Origin of the sequence: Bacillus sp. FF-1 (assembly GCF_028548245.1) — a bacterium.
Taxonomy (GTDB): domain Bacteria; phylum Bacillota; class Bacilli; order Bacillales; family Bacillaceae_G; genus Bacillus_A; species Bacillus_A paranthracis.
Window position 1 is genome coordinate 856,003 of sequence record NZ_JAQQGG010000001.1, and the last position, 17,358, is coordinate 873,360.

Annotated in this window: 19 protein-coding genes; 13 read left to right on the forward strand and 6 right to left on the reverse strand. The window is 33.5% G+C overall.

Going from position 1 to position 17,358, the window contains the following annotated elements; translation table 11 throughout:
* Positions 1 to 137: 137 nt before the first annotated feature.
* The 3 genes from PQF83_RS04460 (at position 138) to PQF83_RS04470 (ending at position 3,647) form a co-directional block, all read left to right on the forward strand.
* The gene (locus tag PQF83_RS04460) at positions 138 to 2,018 is read left to right on the forward strand and encodes an FtsX-like permease family protein (protein ID WP_001026021.1); all 1,881 of its coding nucleotides are present in this window, start codon (positions 138 to 140) and stop codon (positions 2,016 to 2,018) included.
* A 116-nt stretch (positions 2,019 to 2,134) separates the two neighbouring features.
* Positions 2,135 to 2,422 (forward strand): AbrB/MazE/SpoVT family DNA-binding domain-containing protein, encoded by a 288-nt coding sequence (locus PQF83_RS04465; protein ID WP_000648330.1) that lies wholly within the window; start codon positions 2,135 to 2,137, stop codon positions 2,420 to 2,422.
* A gap of 274 nt (positions 2,423 to 2,696) precedes the next feature.
* A complete protein-coding gene (locus tag PQF83_RS04470; RefSeq protein WP_001089036.1) occupies positions 2,697 to 3,647 on the forward strand; it encodes a serine protease in 951 nt (316 codons plus the stop codon).
* Positions 3,648 to 3,686: 39 nt separating this feature from the next.
* Here PQF83_RS04470 and PQF83_RS04475 read toward each other — a convergent pair whose 3' ends face one another.
* Complete coding sequence (locus tag PQF83_RS04475) at positions 3,687 to 3,995, reverse strand: ArsR/SmtB family transcription factor (protein WP_001259915.1); 309 nt, start codon at positions 3,993 to 3,995, stop codon at positions 3,687 to 3,689.
* Between the two features lie 107 nt (positions 3,996 to 4,102).
* On the opposite strand from PQF83_RS04475, the gene PQF83_RS04480 reads away from it, so the two are divergent.
* Complete coding sequence (locus PQF83_RS04480; RefSeq protein ID WP_000877956.1) at positions 4,103 to 5,038, forward strand: aldo/keto reductase; 936 nt, start codon at positions 4,103 to 4,105, stop codon at positions 5,036 to 5,038.
* A 49-nt stretch (positions 5,039 to 5,087) separates the two neighbouring features.
* Complete coding sequence (locus PQF83_RS04485; RefSeq protein WP_000832291.1) at positions 5,088 to 6,263, forward strand: MFS transporter; 1,176 nt, start codon at positions 5,088 to 5,090, stop codon at positions 6,261 to 6,263.
* Between the two features lie 186 nt (positions 6,264 to 6,449).
* Here the strand turns inward: PQF83_RS04485 and PQF83_RS04490 are convergent, their stop codons facing one another.
* Together PQF83_RS04490 and PQF83_RS04495 are read right to left on the reverse strand one after the other, a co-directional pair.
* Positions 6,450 to 6,674, reverse strand: coding sequence for a hypothetical protein (locus PQF83_RS04490; protein WP_000162601.1), 225 nt, complete (start codon positions 6,672 to 6,674; stop codon positions 6,450 to 6,452).
* An 84-nt stretch (positions 6,675 to 6,758) separates the two neighbouring features.
* Positions 6,759 to 7,106, reverse strand: coding sequence for a DUF4257 domain-containing protein (locus tag PQF83_RS04495; protein WP_000426313.1), 348 nt, complete (start codon positions 7,104 to 7,106; stop codon positions 6,759 to 6,761).
* Positions 7,107 to 7,302: 196 nt separating this feature from the next.
* On the opposite strand from PQF83_RS04495, the gene PQF83_RS04500 reads away from it, so the two are divergent.
* From PQF83_RS04500 to PQF83_RS04520, 5 genes are all read left to right on the forward strand, one after another.
* Positions 7,303 to 7,830, forward strand: a complete 528-nt coding sequence (locus PQF83_RS04500; protein ID WP_001018091.1) for a DinB family protein — start codon at positions 7,303 to 7,305, stop codon at positions 7,828 to 7,830.
* Between the two features lie 182 nt (positions 7,831 to 8,012).
* Positions 8,013 to 9,062: a ribosome small subunit-dependent GTPase A gene (gene rsgA, locus PQF83_RS04505; protein ID WP_001073059.1), complete on the forward strand. Its 1,050-nt coding sequence runs from the start codon at positions 8,013 to 8,015 to the stop codon at positions 9,060 to 9,062.
* Between the two features lie 203 nt (positions 9,063 to 9,265).
* A complete protein-coding gene (locus tag PQF83_RS04510) occupies positions 9,266 to 11,248 on the forward strand; it encodes a HAMP domain-containing methyl-accepting chemotaxis protein (protein ID WP_000533111.1) in 1,983 nt (660 codons plus the stop codon).
* 194 nt (positions 11,249 to 11,442) lie between these two features.
* The gene (locus tag PQF83_RS04515) at positions 11,443 to 11,748 is read left to right on the forward strand and encodes a hypothetical protein (RefSeq protein WP_000539566.1); all 306 of its coding nucleotides are present in this window, start codon (positions 11,443 to 11,445) and stop codon (positions 11,746 to 11,748) included.
* A gap of 251 nt (positions 11,749 to 11,999) precedes the next feature.
* Positions 12,000 to 12,368 carry a DUF3979 family protein gene (locus tag PQF83_RS04520; protein ID WP_000965072.1) on the forward strand — a complete coding sequence of 123 codons (369 nt, stop codon included), beginning with the start codon at positions 12,000 to 12,002 and terminating at the stop codon, positions 12,366 to 12,368.
* Positions 12,369 to 12,404: 36 nt separating this feature from the next.
* Here PQF83_RS04520 and PQF83_RS04525 read toward each other — a convergent pair whose 3' ends face one another.
* Complete coding sequence (locus tag PQF83_RS04525; RefSeq protein ID WP_001990330.1) at positions 12,405 to 13,445, reverse strand: YkvI family membrane protein; 1,041 nt, start codon at positions 13,443 to 13,445, stop codon at positions 12,405 to 12,407.
* A gap of 241 nt (positions 13,446 to 13,686) precedes the next feature.
* Between PQF83_RS04525 and PQF83_RS04530 the strand changes: the two genes are divergently transcribed.
* From PQF83_RS04530 to PQF83_RS04540, 3 genes are all read left to right on the forward strand, one after another.
* Complete coding sequence (locus PQF83_RS04530; RefSeq protein ID WP_000105198.1) at positions 13,687 to 14,130, forward strand: Dps family protein; 444 nt, start codon at positions 13,687 to 13,689, stop codon at positions 14,128 to 14,130.
* Between the two features lie 155 nt (positions 14,131 to 14,285).
* The gene (locus PQF83_RS04535) at positions 14,286 to 14,741 is read left to right on the forward strand and encodes a DUF3939 domain-containing protein (RefSeq protein WP_000488187.1); all 456 of its coding nucleotides are present in this window, start codon (positions 14,286 to 14,288) and stop codon (positions 14,739 to 14,741) included.
* A 225-nt stretch (positions 14,742 to 14,966) separates the two neighbouring features.
* The gene (locus PQF83_RS04540; RefSeq protein WP_000788436.1) at positions 14,967 to 15,911 is read left to right on the forward strand and encodes an alpha/beta hydrolase; all 945 of its coding nucleotides are present in this window, start codon (positions 14,967 to 14,969) and stop codon (positions 15,909 to 15,911) included.
* A gap of 45 nt (positions 15,912 to 15,956) precedes the next feature.
* On the opposite strand, the gene PQF83_RS04545 is transcribed toward PQF83_RS04540, so the two are convergent.
* The gene (locus PQF83_RS04545; protein ID WP_000594065.1) at positions 15,957 to 16,958 is read right to left on the reverse strand and encodes an LLM class flavin-dependent oxidoreductase; all 1,002 of its coding nucleotides are present in this window, start codon (positions 16,956 to 16,958) and stop codon (positions 15,957 to 15,959) included.
* A 105-nt stretch (positions 16,959 to 17,063) separates the two neighbouring features.
* Entirely contained in the window at positions 17,064 to 17,255 is a 192-nt protein-coding gene (locus PQF83_RS04550) for a DUF3896 domain-containing protein (RefSeq protein WP_000805515.1), read from the reverse strand.
* Positions 17,256 to 17,358: the final 103 nt, after the last annotated feature.

The following is a 17,358-nucleotide window of genomic DNA, read 5'->3' on the forward strand; positions in this document are numbered from 1 at the left end:
ATAATGAAACTGCATCGTTTAAGCAATTTTTTTGAAACCTTTCAATAATGTAAGGTTTTTGTCATTTGAATCGATGGAAGGGATTTCCGTACTTTACTAATATAAGAACATAGTTACTAGAAGGGCGGAGAAGTAATATGAATATTAGAGAACTCGCATATCGGAATGTGACGCGAAATAGACGAACATATTCAGCATATTTTTTAAGTAGTGCATTTGCTATTATGGCCTTTTTTGTTTATTCGTTTTTTGCGTTTCATCCGGCATTAAGTGCTGGAGAATTGGGACGATATGTGTTCGTAAGTATGTCTTTTGCACAGTCCATTATTTACTTATTTACATTTTTCTTTATTTTATATTCGATGGGAATGTTTTTAAAAACGAGAAAGCGTGAACTAGGAATTTTAATGATGTTAGGTATGACGAAATATCAATTAAAGCGTCTTATCTTTTTTGAAAATATTATGATTGGAATAGGGGCAATTATTTTTGGGATACTTGCTGGAATGCTATTTTCCGGAATATTACTATTTATAGCTCCAATGATATTAAAGTTAGATATTTCCTTACCTTATTACATTCCAATGAAAGCCATTGTTGTAACGAGTATTATGTTTTTCGTATTATTTATGATCATTTCATTGTTTAGTGCAGGAATGATTCGAAAAAATAAAATTATGAAATTGTTTAGAGGATCGGCAGAAGCGAAGCCGGAACCGAAAGCATCCATTATTTCTTCTATATTAGCAGTTATATTGCTTAGTGCCGGATATGCAGGAGCGCTTATGTCACACGGTGCAATGGTATTTATCATGATGATTCCTGTTACAACGGTAGTCATTATTGGTACGTATTTGCTGTACAAGCAGTTGAGTGTTTTTATTATTAGACTATGTAAAAAAAGTAAACGTTTTTATTGGACACAGACAAATATTATTACGTTGTCAGATTTAGCTTACCGTATGAGAGATAACGCAAGAATGTTCTTTATTGTAACGATAATTTCAACTGTAGCATTTTCAGCAATAGGTACATTAGTTGGCTTTACATCAATGACAAAGGCGGTTATGGAGAGACCAATTGCGTTTCACTATCATTCTAAGCAAGGAAATAGTAATGAATCACAGCATTTGAAGATGATTGACGAAGGGTTAAAGAAACATAGTATAGCAGCTTCAAAAACTAATATTTCAACAAAGAAAACGGAGGAGCAGTCGTTAAGAAGCGCCACGTTTATAAAGGAATCAGACTATAAGGAATATGCGAAGTTAACAGGAGAACCCTTTCATGAGGGATCCAAAAAAGAAGTTTTATTTTTGGCAGTTGATATACCAGGACCACCGATGAAAGAAAGAAAAGAAATTACGTTGCCACATTTGAATGAACCTTTAAAAGTGAAAAAAATTAATACGTCTTCATTAAGTAAAATAATAAGAGGTAACGTTTATGTAATCTCTAACAAGCAGTATGATGCATTACAAGATGGATTTAAAGAGGAAAAAAATTATGTATACAAAACAGAGGGAACGAAAGATGAAATTGAGGTTGGGAAAGAACTAACGCATCAGATGAAACCTTATGAAGAACATGCAACGTTTAGTGCAGAAGAGTACGCACAAAACCAAAGTTTACAAATTGCAGGACCAATTCTATTTGTAGGTTTCTTTATCGGTATTGTATTTTTCGTATGTGCAGGAAGCTTCCTTTATTTCCGTTTGTTTTCTGATTTGGAGGATGATACTCGTTTGTTTGAAATGATTCGAAAAGTAGGTTTAACGAGTAGAGAATTATCGAAAGTAGTTACAATTCGATTGGCGCTTTTATTCTTTGTTCCAATAGGTGTTGCAACATTACACGGGGCAGTAGCGTTAACTGCACTCGGGCAGATGTTTGAGTACCCACTATTTAAAGAAAATACGATTGTATTAAGTATTTTCGTAGGAATTCAAGTTGTATATTTCTTACTGATTCGATCTCGTTATTTAAAACAATTGAAAGAGAGATTATATATTCGTTAAATGTGTTTTTTTAACTTGAGTACAAAATTTTCTAAAAAGAGGCAGGTATTACCAAAAAGTGATAAAATGGAAAAAGCGAGGTGAAAAAATTAATAAAAAGTAAGGGAGGAAGTAATATGAAAGCAACAGGAGTTATTCGAAAAGTAGACGAATTAGGACGAATTGTAATTCCTAAAGAATTACGTGATGTATTGGGAATACAAATTAAATCACCGCTTGAAATTTTCGTAGAAGAAGACAAAGTCATTTTACAAAAATATCAACCTTACAATGCTTGTCAAATAACAGGTGATGTTTCAAATCAAAACATATCATTAGCAAATGGAAACATTACTGTTAGTATAGATGGAGCGAAATATTTAATAAAAGAAATAGAGAAGTTTTTAAACAAGAGTGAGGCTTAGTCTTAATTTATATTATTTTAAAAATTTCATATCATTCTTGAAAGACAGTAAAAGGACCAATTTAGTGGTCCTTTTATTTTGGTTATTGGTTGTACCAATCGGATTTTTGATGTCTACAAATTACGAGATAAATAAAAGAGTAGTATAAATTTCGTAAGCCTTATTGAGAAATATTTTTAAGGAAGGAAAACGAAACAACTAAAACGAATGTTACATGTAAGCATTTTCAAAAGTGGTCTGAAATGAAAATAATATATTTTCAGGAGGGATTACGATGAACAGTAGTACAGCGAATAAACAAAAAGGTATACAATTGATTCCTTTTACAGTAGATAAGGTAGTTGAACAAGTAAATGAAATTCCACCAGGTGTACAACTCATTCATGCTCCGCAAGTATGGGAGAAGAGTGCAAAAGGAAAAGATATTGTTGTTGCCGTATTAGATACAGGGTGTGATATGAATCATATAGATTTAAAGGATCGTATTATCGGCGGAAGAAATTTCACGAAAGATTACGAAGGAGATCCAAATATTTATCTTGATAATAACGGACATGGTACTCATGTAGCTGGGACAATTGCAGCGACTGAAAATGGAGTTGGTGTTTTAGGAGTCGCACCACTTGCTAAAATGTTAGTGTTAAAGGTTTTAGCAGGAGATGGTTCTGGAAGTTATGAGCAAATTATTGAGGCGATACATTATGCTGTAAATTGGAGAGGGCCTAATAAAGAAAGAGTTAGAGTCATTTCCATGTCACTTGGTGGCCCGCAAGATGTTCCAGAATTACATGAAGCAATTCAAAATGCAGTAAAGCAAGATGTTCTCGTCGTATGTGCTGCTGGAAATAATGGAGATTGTAATGATAATACGGAGGAACTAGATTTCCCAGGTGCATACTCAGAAGTAATTGAAGTGGGTGCCGTCAATTTAGAGCGGAAAATCGCATGTTTTAGTAATTCAAATCAAGAAATTGATTTAGTGGCGCCAGGCGATGAAATATTATCTACGTATCCTGAAGGGAAATATGCGGTATTAAGTGGAACTTCTATGGCCACACCGCATGTCGCTGGAGCACTGGCATTGCTCATAAAGCAGTGTGAAAGGGAATATGGTAGAAAGTTATCAGAACCAGAAATATATGCACAACTTATTAAAAGAACTGTACCTTTAGGATATGAACGTACATCTGAAGGGAATGGTTTATTAGATTTATTAAAAGAATAGAAAAACTAAACAACATCTCATATTCCTATGAGATGTTGTTTAGTATGGTTCTGTCGCATGTATTATGACATCTAATAAACCGGGGAATCTAGCATTTAAGTCATCTTCACGAATTGAAATGAAACGTTGAGTTCCTTCAAGGCGTGTATACATAACACCGGATTCACGTAAAACTTTGAAATGGTGTGATAAAGTTGATTTCGCGATTGGAATGTTTAACGCGCCACAAGATTGTTCGTTTTTTTCTAGTAGCATAGTTACAATTTGTAAACGAATTTGATCGCTAAGTGCATATAGAACAGAAGAGAATTGAATTTCTTCTCGATTTGGATGATAGAGAGTACGCATTTTTTCACCTGCTCGTGTAAGTAATATATTTGCACTATAACATATAAAGTGGTATATTTCTATTGTTCGAATATATTCGAACAATAGAAATATAGGGGGAGAAAAAAATGAAGTATACAAAATTGCAAAAGGCAGGACTAAATATTTCAAAGTTGGGGTTAGGAACAAACGCTGTAGGGGGACATAATTTATATGCTGATGTGAATGAGGAAGAAGGAAAACGATTAATAGAAGAAGCTATGGGGCAAGGGATTACCTTTATTGATACAGCAGATTCATACGGTTTCGGCAGATCAGAAGAATTGGTAGGGGAAGTATTGAAGGGAAAACGCCACGAAGCTGTACTTGCTACCAAAGGTGGAATACAACCGTTATTAAATGGAGAGGTTTATATGAATAATGAACCGAGCTATTTAAGAAAAGCTGTAGAAAATAGCTTAAGAAGATTACAAACTGATTATATTGATTTATATTATTTACATTTTACAAACCCAGAAACAAGTTACATAGATTCAATTGGAGAACTTACTCGCCTAAAAGAAGAAGGGAAAATTCGTTCAATTGGAATATCTAACGTAAACGTAGAGCAATTAAAAGAAGCAAATCAGTATGGGCACATAGATGTTGTACAATCACCGTATAATATGTTAGATCGTACTGCTGGGCAAGAACTTTTGCCATATTGTATAGAATCAGGTATTTCATTTATTCCTTACGGGCCTCTTGCTTTTGGGATACTAGGTGGTAAATATACAGAAGATTTCAAATTGAATAAAGGAGATTGGCGTCAAAGTGTAAATCTATTTGAAGAGAATACATATAAGAGCAACTTTAAGAAAGTTGAAAAGTTAAAAGACATAGCTAAAGAAAAGGATCTCGAATTATCGCATTTAGCTTTAGCGTGGTTATTAAACCAAAAAGGAATTGATACTGTTATTCCTGGTGGGAAACGAGCGGAGCAAATAAGAGAAAGTGTAAGAGCGGTGGAAGTTTCATTGAATGAAAATGTCATGAAAGAGATTGAATCTATTTTAGAAGATTAGTTGAAAGGAGGGATAATTCCCTCTTTTTATATAAAAGGAGAAGATTTAAATGAAAAGAGTACTAGCTGTATTCTTTACAATCATGTTTATGATCGGTACAGATACTTTCTTAATTTCACCACTTTTACCCACATTACAACAGGTGTATCATATTTCAACTGAGTTGTCAGGGTGGATGGTGAGTTCATATGCTTTGGGATATGCTGCATTTGCACTTATCGCTGGTCCTATATCAGATAGTTTAAACAGAAAAAAAGTGATGGTAATAGGGATGAGTTTTTTTGCGTTAAGTACGTTTTTATGTGGAATTGCACCGAGTTTTCTATGGATGTTAATATTGAGATTTTTAGCAGGTGTAAGTGCAGCCTTTGTATCTCCACAAGTGTGGGCATCTATTCCGCTCCTTATAGAGAAGGAACAAATTGTAAAGGCAATTGGGATTGCAACAGCAGGATTGTCACTCTCTCAAATTTTAGGACTGCCAGTTGGATCATATTTAGCAATGATACACTATACAACACCATTCTTCATCATTGGTATATTATCAGCACTACTTGTTATTCTTATTTATGCAGTATTACCAGAAATACAACCGGGTTATATAAATGGAAATAAAACAAATATCTTAAGGCGTTATAAACAATTACTTTCAGATTCTAAGGTTTCACTTTCTTTTTTTGCATATTTTGTTTTTCAAACTGGTAATTTTGCTGCATTTTCATTCTTCGGTGTGTGGCTGTCTATTCAATTTGGCTTGCAAATTCATGAAATAGGAACAGCTATGCTCGTATTAGGATTAGGAAATTTAACTGGTAATATTTTTGGACCTAGAATCGTAAATAAAATTGGTTATAACCTTTCATTCTATGGTGGAATTATATTTACAGCAGTTCTATATGCATTACTTCCTCATGTAAACAACATTATAATTGTGGAGTTATTATTTTTTGTTTTGTTTTTTGTGACAGGAATTTTGTTTGTATTAATGATGAGGCACTTACAAAACATATCTATCGTAGCAAGAGGAACAGGAGCGGCTCTAGCTAATGCTTCTATGTATATTGGTCAAATGATTGGAGCGGCAATGGCAGGAATGTTATTTGCCGCATCTCACAATTTTATATTTGTAGGTAGTTTTACTGCAATATTATATATTATAGCTGTATTTCTGTTTAGAAAAAGTGAAAAGCTTACTGAAAATAGTGAAACAGGAATTGCGTCATAAAGTCCTTACAAATAAAAAAAGCCCAAAAATAAAAATCCCTATAGAGATAGGGATTCATATATCGGCATATAGCTCCTTGGAAAAGGATATACTGAGTATAACATATAGGACTACTTATAATTGTGAAATAGTTGTGAAAGTAATGTGAAAAATAACATAATAAAAAGCACTGTTTTAGCTAATGAACTAAAACAGTGCTTTTCTCTTTGATTGAACAGTTGCTGCATTTTCATCATGTATGCCTGCATCTTTAATAATTCGTTGTTTAGCTTTATTTAATAGATGGTTTACTGCTTCTCCAAAATAGTTAGCTTCGCTTTTTGTGCGGGCTTCTCGTAAACATTTATAGTTTTCTAGCAGTTCCTCTTTTTCAGTGTCTGTTAAGAAATCTTCTATTTTCTTTTTTGTCATACGAAACACCCTTTCTTCTGACAAACGACGCAATAGAAAATATTTATTGTTTATTATAGCAATAATTTTCAAAAAAAGTATAGACTAACGTCGCAATAATTTGTCAATTTCTTGAATCTTCTCATCAGCTTTCCCGATTTGCGTATTTTTAGCCTGTTCGCCACCAAGAGCTTGATGTAGTAAAAAAGTCTGACCGGAAATAGCAGTCACAATGGATACTTTAATAATTTCTTTGATTAAGGTGACATCAAATAAAACGAGTCCAAGAAGTGCAGCTAGACTACCAGTGAAAATATCAGTCAAAAACCCAAAGTGAAAAAAAGTCTTCAAACGGCGTGGAAGCAATAACTTACCTTGGTTATTGATTAGATGGGAAACGAAACCGGTAATGCCACCAACGAGTATAGCGGTTAGCCATTGATACATTTCCATCGAATCCACTCCTTTTAGTGAATAAGATTCGATTATTTTATATTGATTCCTTTTAATATTTCATAGAAGCATATTGAGAAAGTTTGTTTGGGGGTATTACGTATTCAATTTAATTATAACAGAAAAATCTGATATATTTCAGTCTATTATATGAAGCTGTTATTCCTTAATATGAATACAGAAAAGGGTGCGTGATATGAATATAGATTACCGAATAAGAAGTGTGGCTGGTTATACAAAAAATATAGGGGAATTAGTAAGCATGCTGGAGCATACAAGGGCTGTAACATTCCTTGAAATAAGAGATCTATCGGTTGAGCAATTAGATTTAATGATACCGAGTGGAGGGAATTCCATTGGAGCGTTACTAAAGCATATAGCAGCTATTGAAAAAGCACATCAGCTTATTTCATTTCAAGAGCGTGACTTTACAAAGGAAGAATTAGAAATATGGAAAGACGCACTCTATTTAGGAGAATCGAGGAAAACGATTCGTGGTCATGAAATAAAGTATTATGTACAGCTTCTACAAAGTGTTCGAGAAGAATCACTGAAGTATTTGAGTGAACAAGGTGATGAATGGCTTATGTCAGAAAGAAAGTGGCCTAACGGTGTAGCTCATAACCAGTACTATTTGTGGTTTCACGTGCTAGAAGATGAGATTAGTCACCGTGGGCAAATTAGAATGATGAAAAATAAAATGTTTGAAAATTACGTTAAATAAGGTAGCTTTTTAAATGAATATTCCATATAATGAGAGTAATTAAAATGAGAACGGGGTGATGTATTATGGCGAAAATAACTTATATGAATAATAAACCAAATACAAAGGTGGATGGAAAGGGCGAGACTATATAAGGGAGCGCACGATCCTTCCGCTTAGCTTAAACTAGGGAGGATATCAATTTGAATCAAAATATTTTAGAATCGTTCGGCTGGGATTCTTTTTTTGAGGAACAAGCTGTTGAGAACTTTGAAGTAGGACGAATTTTACTTGAGCATAAGCATATATATCGAATTATTTGTAATGATGGTGAATATATGGCAGAGCTGTCTGGAAAGTTTCGACATGAAGCAGTAACGAAGGGAGATTATCCAGCAGTTGGTGATTGGGTGTATATAAAGAAAATAGAGAATGAAAAGAAAGCAATTATTCATCGTATTTTTCCAAGAAGAAGCTCTTTTTCTAGACAAGAGGCTGGTACTCGAACGGAAGAACAAGTAATAGCAGCAAATGTAGATTATCTATTTTTAGTGAATGCACTTAATCATGATTTTAATGTAAGAAGAATGGAACGTTATTTACTATTAGCGTATGAAAGCGGTGCAATGCCTGTAATTGTTTTAACAAAGAGTAGCTTATGTGAGGACATAGAGCAGAAAATTGTTGAAACGGAAGCTGTGGCAATTGGTGTTCCAATCTTCGTCGTTGATAGTGTAGAGCATACCGGTATTGAATCGTTGCAGCAATTCGTTACTTCAGGAAAAACAATTGCTTTAGTCGGGTCATCAGGGGTTGGGAAATCTACTTTGTTAAATGCACTTATAGGAATTGAAGTAGCAAAAACGGGAGATATTCGTGAGGAAGATAGTAAAGGAAGGCATACGACAACTCATCGTGAATTGTTCCGATTACCGAGTGGTAGTTTAGTTATTGATACTCCGGGTATGAGGGAGCTGCAGCTTTGGGAAGGAAGCGATGCGATTCAAACAACATTTTCTGATATTGAAGAACTAGCAAATACATGCCGTTTTAGGGACTGTAAGCATGAAAATGAGCCAGGGTGTGCAGTGCATAAGGCAATTGATAACGGAATGATTACGATAAATCGATTGCAAAGCTATAAAAAATTACAAAGAGAACTAGCCTATTTTATGAGAAAACAAGATGCTGTTCTTGCAAGAGCAGAGCGTGATAAGTGGAAAAAGATTTCTAAACAGCATAAAAAAATGTAAAAAACCAAAGGTATATTCCTTTGGTTTTTTACATTTGTAAATTTTATAATAATATTATTCAAATATATAGACAAATAGAATTTATTTGTTTAAACTTTACAAAGTATTCATCATAATAGGTTATGAAAATAATAATTCGGGAATGGGAAATATTTATAATTCACAATATTTATCTTATAAAATTGAAAAGCAGGAGGTTTGTAATGGGTAGACTATTAAATTGGTTTCGTGATATGAAAGTAGCAAAAAAACTACTAATTTCATTTTTCGTCATTCTAATTGCGGCGGTCTCTATTATCGGAGGCATGTCTTATCAAACAGCTAAAAAGAATTTTGAATCACAAATTACGAGTAGTGCTCACGACAATATAAAAATATTAGATAATTTAATCAATCAAATGATTGAGGCAAAATTTAATGATATAAATAATTTTGCGCGAGTGATTCAAGGGAATATGTATCAAGGGGAAAATCAAGATGAATTAAGGAAGATGTTATCTCAATATATTAATTTAAATAAAGATGTTGAACAAGTATACGTTGCTGGAAATGATAAGAAATTTGTGCAAGAACCAAATATACAAATGGCAGCGGACTATGATCCAACAGAACGTTCTTGGTATAAAGATGCAGTGGCAAAACAAGGTGGTATTGTAATTACTGAGCCGTATAAGGCAAAAGGAAATGGACATATTGTCGTAACGATTGCAAAACAAGCAGAAGATAAAAACGGTGTTGTAGCGATAGATTTAAGTTTAGATAATTTATTAAAAACAACGAAGTTAATTAATATTGGTAAAAAGGGATATGCTTTCATTTTAGATGGGAAACAAAAAATAATTGCACATCCTCAAGAGAAGTCAGGAGAAAAAGCATCTGATTCTTGGGCGAAGAAAATTTATGAAGATAATCATGGTGCTTTTTCATATATGTATGACGGTAGCGAAAAACAAATGGTATTTGCTACAAATGTAAAAACAGGTTGGAAAATCAGTGGGACGATGTACTCAAATGAAGTAATTGAAGCTGCGCAGCCTGTATTTTATAATATGTTAATTGTTATGTTCATTTCATTAGTTATAGGCGGGGCACTTATTTATTTTGTGACACTTTCTATAACGAAGCCATTAAAAAGATTAGTTGTCACTTCTAAAGAAATAAGTGAGGGAGATCTAACGCAAACCATCGAAATTCATTCTAATGATGAAATTGGTCAACTTGCAAAAGGATTTAATGAGATGACTGATGCATTGCGAACATTAATCGGAAGAATTAATACTTCGGCTGGACATGTTGCAGCAGCATCAGAAGAGCTAACGGCAAGTGTAAGACAAGCGAGTGAAGCGACTGAGCAAATTACAATGGCAATGGATGAAATATCGAGCGGGGCAACAACACAAACAACAAGTGTAGAAAATGGTGCAATGTTACTATTTAATGTAACAGAAGGAATTCAACATGTAGCAAATAGTTCATCATCAATTAGTACGGCTTCTGCGCATACTCGTGAAAAAGCAGAAGATGGTGGAAAACTAGTAGGAAAAACAGTAAATCAAATGCAGTCTATTGCAGAATCTGTTTCACAGTCAGATGAAGTTATACAGTTATTAAATAATAAATCAAAACAAATTGGTGACATACTGGAAGTCATTCAAAATATTGCAGATCAAACAAATCTTCTAGCTTTGAATGCGGCAATTGAAGCTGCAAGAGCAGGAGAGCACGGAAGAGGATTTGCAATCGTTGCAGATGAAGTACGTAAATTGGCGGAGAAGTCTAGCGTATCTTCTAGTGAAATTAGTAAATTAATAAGTGAAATACAAGATGACATGAGTAAGACGGTAAAATCAATGGGGCATGTAAATGAAGAAGTTCAATCTGGACTTGTAATTGCGAATGAAACGAAGCAAAACTTTACTGAGATTTTACAATCTACAAACGAAATTGCCGATCAAATTAAAACGATGGTTGAAACGGCTAACGGGATGTCAAAAGGTGCAAATGAAGTGTCTATTTCGGTAGGACAAATTGCAATGACAGCGCAGAATAATGCGACGAGTACTCAAAACGTTGCAGCATCAGCGGAAGAACAATTAGCTTCGATGGAGGAAATTGGTTCTGCAGCTGGTACGCTTTCTCAAATGGCTGAAGAGTTACAAGTATTAATTGAAAGATTTAAAGTTTAATAGAGAACAGACTACTCCAAGATAGCAGTATGCTATTGGAGTAGTCTGTTTTTTTTGTAAAATTAAATAGAAATACACAATACTTTTATGAGGTTTAAATATATATTTTGTATAATATTTGTCGAAAAATAAAGGTATTTGTTAACTTTGTGTATAATTATAATCATATAGAATACAAATAAAAGGAGATTCATATGGGAGTGTATTGGGGGACAAAAAGACATTCTTGGCTTAGTTATGTCTCATTTTGGTTAAGTATTTCATTTTTTATTGTTTTTCTCATTGAAGTGTTTATTTTTAAAACACTTTCAAATAGTTCAGTGCAAATTGTTAAATATTTTTATTTTATATTTGTACCAGTAAACATCTTTCTTAGTTTAAAGTTACTCTTTAAGAAGAATGAAAAGAAAGCATTACCTATTTTTAGTTTTATAGTATCATTATTATTTACAATTCTAATACTAGTATTAGCGTTAGCAGCTACTGGGAAATTCTTTTAAGGAGAGTGATGTAAATCACTCTCCTTTTTTGATGTGAGCAAATAATGATTGGGAATAGGTTTAAAATTTAAGGAGGATTAAGTAATAAAGTAAGCCACATAATAATGAAGACTGAATAAAGTATTTTATATACTTATGAAGCAAATGAATACGGTTAGAACGTTGATATATGGTACAATACATATGGATAGTGATAGAGATAAAGAGTATATAAAATACTCATCGTTTTTTAGTAAGAGAGGGGTTATCTTATGCTATACGAGGATTTGATGACATTATTTCAAGCAGCTCCGAAAGAAGAAGGTAAAGGCGCTTGGAAATATATAATCCAGGAACGAAATGATAAATATGAAATTGTTAATGAAATGTTGAAAAATCAAATGAGTGTTGAATTGTATTTTAATGAATATGATGAGGTGAAAATCACTTTATATAAAGATGGAATGCCTATTTCGACGATGCAAAGAATTGCGATTTCAAAAGTTGAATTAGATGAAGAAGAAGAAGGGATTCAATTCGTTTTAGAACGTATGCCTAGTCGAATGATTCGGTTGCAATTAAAGCCATATTTGGCACTCGAAATGGGGCCGTACTGGGAAGTATGTGATGATTGTGAGTAAATATATATAAAAAGCATCCAATAACATGGATGCTTTTTATGTTTTTTGAAGTTGTTTAAAAGCAATAATCGGAAGTAAAATGATGCTAACCCACCCGATTACTGGATATAGAATATGGAGTAATTCACTGTAACCAACGTAACTAAAGCAATAACTTATTAGTAAAATGAAGAAAATAATATTGTTATTTTTCCAGCCAGTGATGGATTGCATTTGTTTTGTCATTCCGAACACATTGCCAACTAAAGTTGTGAATACTTCACCGAAAATGATAAGAACAAAGAAAAAGTGAAAAGTGGCATTGAATTTTCTTATGACTTCAGCCATTGGAATGTTATATTGATAAAATTGGTCGACTGATAAGATAGCTAAATGGCTACATAATAATATTAAAGAAAGTCCTGCCCCACCTAAAATACCGCCCCATAAAATGGCCTTTCGATCTTTTACTTCGCTGGCTAACGGGACGAGGACGCTTTGGGCGAGAGAAAGATTTAAGGCGACATATGTAATAGGACTAGTTATCCACTTCATATTCCAGCTTTCTGCAGGAATAGTGTTACTAATAGGAGTTGTACCGTGAAAAAACGTTGTAATAGCAAGTCCGATAATGAAAATCATCATAATAGGTACGACAAGTGTATTAACTTCAAAAACCCCTTGTAATCCGCGACTACCTATAATGAGACAGGCGATTACTGTAATGAAAATACCGAGTTGTCTTGGTAAACGAAGTTGCTCTTCGAATACCGCCCCAGCTCCTGATAACATAACGCTCGTTACACCAAATAATACGAGCAATAATAATGTGTTTACGACATTTCCAAATACATCCCCAAATAAATATTTGTTAAATTCTTGCGCTGAAAATGCACCGATTTGTGAGGAGAGTAACATCATTTTTGTACCGAGCCAAATAAAAAAAAATCCACTTATACATATGCCAATTGTTCCATAAAAGCCATTCACTGTAAAAAATTCAACAATTTCTCGTCCAGTAGCAAATCCAGCTCCAACGACTGTTCCAATATAAGTAGCAGCGACTTTCTTTGCTACTTGCCATTGTTGATTGTCCATGTTATCCCTCTTTCTACTACGATGAGCTTGATTTACTATTATGCATATGTATGAGCTTGGACAATTAGACGTATGAAGTGTTTGAAAACATACATGAATTAATACATATTAGGGAAATATTAAAGGTGTTAAAACTTTGTTACATATAAGCTAATCGTTCGAAAGGATAGGAAATGTATGGTAACATGTAACTAGGTTATGAAAAGATAATCATTACAAAATGATAAGAGGAGTGGATTGTATGAGTACGAAAACAAATGTTGTTGAAGTATTAAACAAGCAGGTAGCAAACTGGAATGTGTTATATGTGAAACTACATAATTATCACTGGTATGTGACAGGACCACACTTCTTTACATTACATGAGAAATTTGAAGAGTTTTACAATGAAGCTGGAACGTATATTGATGAATTAGCAGAACGTATTTTAGCATTGGAAGGTAAGCCGTTAGCGACAATGAAAGAATATCTTGCAACATCTAGTGTGAATGAAGGGACAAGCAAGGAATCTGCAGAAGAAATGGTGCAAACATTAGTAAATGATTACTCAGCACTTATTCAAGAACTAAAAGAAGGCATGGAAGTTGCTGGTGAAGCTGGAGATGAAACATCAGCGGACATGTTGTTAGCAATTCATACAACATTAGAACAACATGTATGGATGCTAAGTGCGTTCTTAAAATAAAGTGAAACTTTAATCAGTGGGGGGCTTATTGCCCATTAAAGCGGGATAAATATAAGAATATAAAGAAAAAAGTCATTGAAAAATTCTTTCAATGACTTTTTTGTGATTTTTCAGTTTTCTTTTATGCTATAATATAGTAAAAAGGAGGCGATGCGATGTTTCGCTTTTTCAAAACTGGAAAAGAAGAGCGTGAAATTACGAAAGATGAATTGGAACAAGCGATGGCCAAGTTTCTAGAAAAGAATGCTAATATCGTTTATACAGTATTAGTAAATGATGATTATACAGTGAATTATGATTTGTTAAAGCCGTATTTACCTGCATTTCCAACAAACCATTTTCTTATTACGAAGGAAACGCTTGAGGTATTTGAACATACAGAAGAAAACTTAAACCTAGTGAAAGAAATTGATATTGTACAAAAGGCAGTAGATCAGTATGTAACAGAAAAAGAAATGTTTCCAATTGTAGAAGGTAGTGAAGATCGCCTCATATGCGGAATGAAACTAGGACCTTACTTAGATCGTATATTAAAAAGAGACTTATATATTTCAGAAAAACATTATTTAGTTTCAAGTAAACCAGATAGAAAAAAACAAAAGAGTGGGTAGATGTATTGAGAACAACAATAAATATATTGTTGTCTTTTTTTGGTTGTAAAAATATTTGTTTTTCAGTCTATTCAACTTTATACTAAATTTTTTGGGCAAAGAGGAGTAATAATTGAGTATCATTTTAAGAATAAAGTTATTGTTAGCTTGAGTTATATAACGATTACAGAATGATATAAAGGTTTGAGACATAAATATTATAACAGGTTACGGGGGAGTAGATGTATGAAAAATGGTATGACTTACATTCAATTATTAAATGAAACGTTACATTGCTATGCAAGTAAAGGAAGTTTAGAAGCGTACACTTATATAATGGAGCATGCTAAAGGTATAGTAGGGAATGAGGCTCAAATATATAATTTTAAATATGCATTAGCGAGTGCAGCAGGACTTGAAGAAGAAGCGTTGCATTTAATGAAGGAAGCTATTATAGAAAAAGGTTTTTGGTATGGATATGAGTATTTAATTTCGGACGATGATTTAAAACCACTACATAAATTTGAAGGGTTTCATCAAATGGTTCAATTATGTAAAGAAAGAGAAGAGTTAGCAAAGAAAACAGAACGAGCAGATGTGAAATATATAGAAAGTAAGAAAAAAGAAAAACTATTTATTGCAATGCACGGTGATCAAGAAAATATAGGAATAATAGAACCATATTGGAAATCTGTTTTGGTACAAAATTATACGTTAGCTTTACCACAGTCTTCGAAAATCCAGTTTTCAGATGGGTTTGTATGGGATGATTTACATAGAGGGAAAGAAGAATTAAAAGAGCATTACGATAAGCTTATAGAGAACCGTACAGTAGAACATGTAATAATTGGCGGTTTTTCTGCTGGAGCAAGAGTAGCTCTATATACAATTTTACAAAAAGATATAGCTGTGGATGGGTTTATTTTTATGGCACCGTGGCTTCCAGAGGTTGAAGAATGGAATGAGTTGCTGGGAGTAATACAGGATAAACATATAAAGGGATATATAGTCTGCGGTGATCAAGATGAAGATTGTTTCGAATGCACACAGCAATTTGTACAATTATTAAGAGATAAGAATATAGAACATAAGTATAAAATTATACCTAACTTAAATCATGATTATCCTATTCACTTTGAAGAGGTATTGAAAGAAGCTATTGAATATATAGGGAATGAAAACAATAAGTAGTAAGAAAAGGAGATGCATCATATGTGATGTATCTCCTTTTTAAAATTATAAATTAAAAGCATTTGCCAATAAGCGATAAGAATTCAATTTATCTTCAAATCGATGAGTAATAGTGACAATCATAAATTCTTCAGTATTGTACGCTTTGCTTAAGTTTATGATTTTTTCTTTTACAGAAGACGGATCGCCTACTATCATACGTTGACGATTTTCTTTTATACGGAATAAATCATACGTGCTATATGAATAATTTTGAGCAGTTTCGATAGAAGGAGTGCCAGTTGTACGTTTTCCTTGTTCTAGTAATAAGATTGATAAATCTAAACTAGAAGCAATTTTTTCCGCCTCTTCATTTGTTTCTCCGCAAATAACAAAAATAGCGACGATTGATTTTGGTTTATCTCCTAAATAGGAAGGCTGGAATTGTTCTTGATAAGCTTCCATTACTTCAGGGCCGCCGTATCCGTTAATGAACTGTGCGAATGCAAAAGAAGCACCTTGTTGTGCGGCAATCTTTGCACTCTCTCCGCTAGAGCCAAGCAACCACATGTCAGGAGATGTGGGAATTACAGGAGTAGCCTTTAAATTTGCATAATGATGGTTTTCTGGTACTTGATCATGTAAGTACATTGCAACATCTGCAATTTGCTCTGGATATTGATCAAGTGAGACCATTTTTCCTTCTTGAAGTGCGCGAGTTGCAATGGGCATACCACCAGGTGCTCTGCCGACACCAAGGTCAATACGATTTGGATAAAGCGCTTCTAAAACACGGAAATTCTCAGCAACTTTATACGGGCTATAGTGAGGTAACATAACACCACCTGAACCAACTCTCATACGCTCCGTTTTCGCTGCAATATGAGAAATAAGTATTTCTGGACTTGAACCAGCAAGGCTTACAGAATTGTGATGCTCTGATACCCAAAAGCGTGTATATCCGAGTTTTTCAACTTCTTGCGCAAGCGTAACTGTATGTGAAAAAGCTTGGGTTGCTGTACTACCATCTGAAATAGGGGATTGGTCTAATACACTTAATTTGATCATAGAATATACCTCTCAATCTTAATGTACATCCTATTATATATTTACTTACGAAAAATGCGTAATGAAATGCTCAAAATAAAAAGTGGATAAATTATATATCCACTTTTAATGTGAAAATCCTCGTTCATAATGATTCATTTCGACTACATTTAAAATATATTCGTAGTTATCAATCTCAAGTTTTATTTGTTCACGCTCTTTTTTAGATAGATGCATATTACTAAGTTTGTTGCATAGCTGTTGTTTCTTTTCTTCTAAATACTTTTTTGTAGCATTGTAGTCGTAAGTTGGTTTCATTTTTAACCACTCCTTATTTGCTGTTGCTATATTATACGAAGCGTGAAGAGATGTGAGAGCGATCTCTTATGTATTTTCAGTGAATATTCAACTTGCTCTGTTG

Bases quoted from the DNA above. Each gene is read 5' to 3' on its own strand.
- PQF83_RS04460 (WP_001026021.1), top strand. From the start codon at position 138: ATGAATATTAGAGAACTCGCATATCGGAATGTGACGCGAAATAGACGA.
- PQF83_RS04465 (WP_000648330.1), top strand. From the start codon at position 2,135: ATGAAAGCAACAGGAGTTATTCGAAAAGTAGACGAATTAGGACGAATT.
- PQF83_RS04470 (WP_001089036.1), top strand. From the start codon at position 2,697: ATGAACAGTAGTACAGCGAATAAACAAAAAGGTATACAATTGATTCCT.
- PQF83_RS04475 (WP_001259915.1), bottom strand. From the start codon at position 3,995: ATGCGTACTCTCTATCATCCAAATCGAGAAGAAATTCAATTCTCTTCT.
- PQF83_RS04480 (WP_000877956.1), top strand. From the start codon at position 4,103: ATGAAGTATACAAAATTGCAAAAGGCAGGACTAAATATTTCAAAGTTG.
- PQF83_RS04485 (WP_000832291.1), top strand. From the start codon at position 5,088: ATGAAAAGAGTACTAGCTGTATTCTTTACAATCATGTTTATGATCGGT.
- PQF83_RS04490 (WP_000162601.1), bottom strand. From the start codon at position 6,674: ATGACAAAAAAGAAAATAGAAGATTTCTTAACAGACACTGAAAAAGAG.
- PQF83_RS04495 (WP_000426313.1), bottom strand. From the start codon at position 7,106: ATGGAAATGTATCAATGGCTAACCGCTATACTCGTTGGTGGCATTACC.
- PQF83_RS04500 (WP_001018091.1), top strand. From the start codon at position 7,303: ATGAATATAGATTACCGAATAAGAAGTGTGGCTGGTTATACAAAAAAT.
- PQF83_RS04510 (WP_000533111.1), top strand. From the start codon at position 9,266: ATGGGTAGACTATTAAATTGGTTTCGTGATATGAAAGTAGCAAAAAAA.
- PQF83_RS04515 (WP_000539566.1), top strand. From the start codon at position 11,443: ATGGGAGTGTATTGGGGGACAAAAAGACATTCTTGGCTTAGTTATGTC.
- PQF83_RS04520 (WP_000965072.1), top strand. From the start codon at position 12,000: ATGCTATACGAGGATTTGATGACATTATTTCAAGCAGCTCCGAAAGAA.
- PQF83_RS04525 (WP_001990330.1), bottom strand. From the start codon at position 13,445: ATGGACAATCAACAATGGCAAGTAGCAAAGAAAGTCGCTGCTACTTAT.
- PQF83_RS04530 (WP_000105198.1), top strand. From the start codon at position 13,687: ATGAGTACGAAAACAAATGTTGTTGAAGTATTAAACAAGCAGGTAGCA.
- PQF83_RS04535 (WP_000488187.1), top strand. From the start codon at position 14,286: ATGTTTCGCTTTTTCAAAACTGGAAAAGAAGAGCGTGAAATTACGAAA.
- PQF83_RS04540 (WP_000788436.1), top strand. From the start codon at position 14,967: ATGAAAAATGGTATGACTTACATTCAATTATTAAATGAAACGTTACAT.
- PQF83_RS04545 (WP_000594065.1), bottom strand. From the start codon at position 16,958: ATGATCAAATTAAGTGTATTAGACCAATCCCCTATTTCAGATGGTAGT.
- PQF83_RS04550 (WP_000805515.1), bottom strand. From the start codon at position 17,255: ATGAAACCAACTTACGACTACAATGCTACAAAAAAGTATTTAGAAGAA.